This is a genomic window from Burkholderiaceae bacterium DAT-1 (assembly GCA_019084025.1).
Lineage (GTDB): Bacteria > Pseudomonadota > Gammaproteobacteria > Burkholderiales > Chitinimonadaceae > DAT-1.
The window spans coordinates 1-1194 of the sequence record JAHRBI010000017.1 but is presented as its reverse complement, the minus strand read 5'-3'; the positions used below and the strand labels follow the sequence as shown (position 1 = coordinate 1194).

Below are 1194 nucleotides of genomic sequence, written 5' to 3'. Positions count from 1 at the left end.
AATACGCCTGGTTCAACAATGTGGAAACCAAGCCGGGTATCGGCTACCCCAAGCAATGGGAAAATCAGGAAAAATGGCAAGGCGGCTGGGTTCGCAAGGACGATGGCAAGCTGGAGCCACGTCAGGGTAGCAAGCTGAAGATTCTGTCGAATATGTTCGCCAATCCGAATCTGCCGGCCATTGACGACTACTACGAGCCCTTCACCTACGACTACGAGCGCCTGCAGAACGCGCCACTGTCGCAAACCCCGCCGACTGCTCGTCCGGTATCGGTGATTACCGGCAAGAAGATGGACAAGATCGAATGGGGCCCGAACTGGGAAGACGATCTGGGTGGCGAATTCTCGTCACGTGGTCGGGATGCCCTGTTTGAAGGCGTACAAAAGGAGATGTACTCGACCTTCGAAAACACCTTCATGATGTATCTGCCGCGCCTGTGCGAACACTGCCTGAATCCGACCTGCGTGGCATCCTGCCCGTCCGGCTCGGTGTACAAGCGCGAAGACGATGGCATTGTGCTGGTCGATCAGGACAAATGCCGTGGCTGGCGCATGTGTATTTCCGGCTGCCCCTACAAGAAGATCTACTTCAACTGGCAGACCGGCAAGGCCGAAAAATGTACCTTCTGCTTCCCGCGTATCGAGGCAGGTCAGCCAACGGTCTGTTCGGAAACCTGTGTGGGCCGCATCCGCTATCTGGGAGTGATGCTGTACGACGCCGACCAGATTGAAGCTGCCGCATCCACAGCGAACGAACAGGATCTCTACGAAGAACAGCTGAAATGCTTCCTCGATCCGCATTCGGAAGCGGTGATCGCCGAAGCGCGCAAGCAAGGTATTCCGGAATCCTGGCTGGATGCGGCCAAGAAGTCGCCCGTCTACAAGATGGCCTGTGAATGGAAGGTGGCTTTCCCGCTGCATCCGGAATACCGCACGCTGCCCATGGTGTGGTACATCCCGCCACTCTCGCCGATCCAGAGCGCCTCGCAATCGCGCCTGATGCCGCACAAATCGGTGGGTGACACCATTATTCCGGACGTGGCCAGCTTGCGGATTCCGGTGCGCTATCTCGCCAATCTGCTCACGGCAGGCAAGGAAAAACCGGTGCTGACGGCGCTGGAGCGGTTGATCGCCATGCGTGCCTTCAAGCGCGGCGAAACCGTGCACGGCAAGGGTGATCCGGCCCTGCTGAGCC

The 1194-nt window shown here is 58.1% G+C and carries 1 protein-coding gene; it reads left to right on the top strand.

Annotated elements, in window-relative coordinates; genetic code table 11:
- Positions 1–1194: nitrate reductase subunit beta (gene narH, locus KSF73_17285; GenBank protein MBV1777474.1), on the top strand; the 1194-nt coding region annotated here is incomplete at both ends.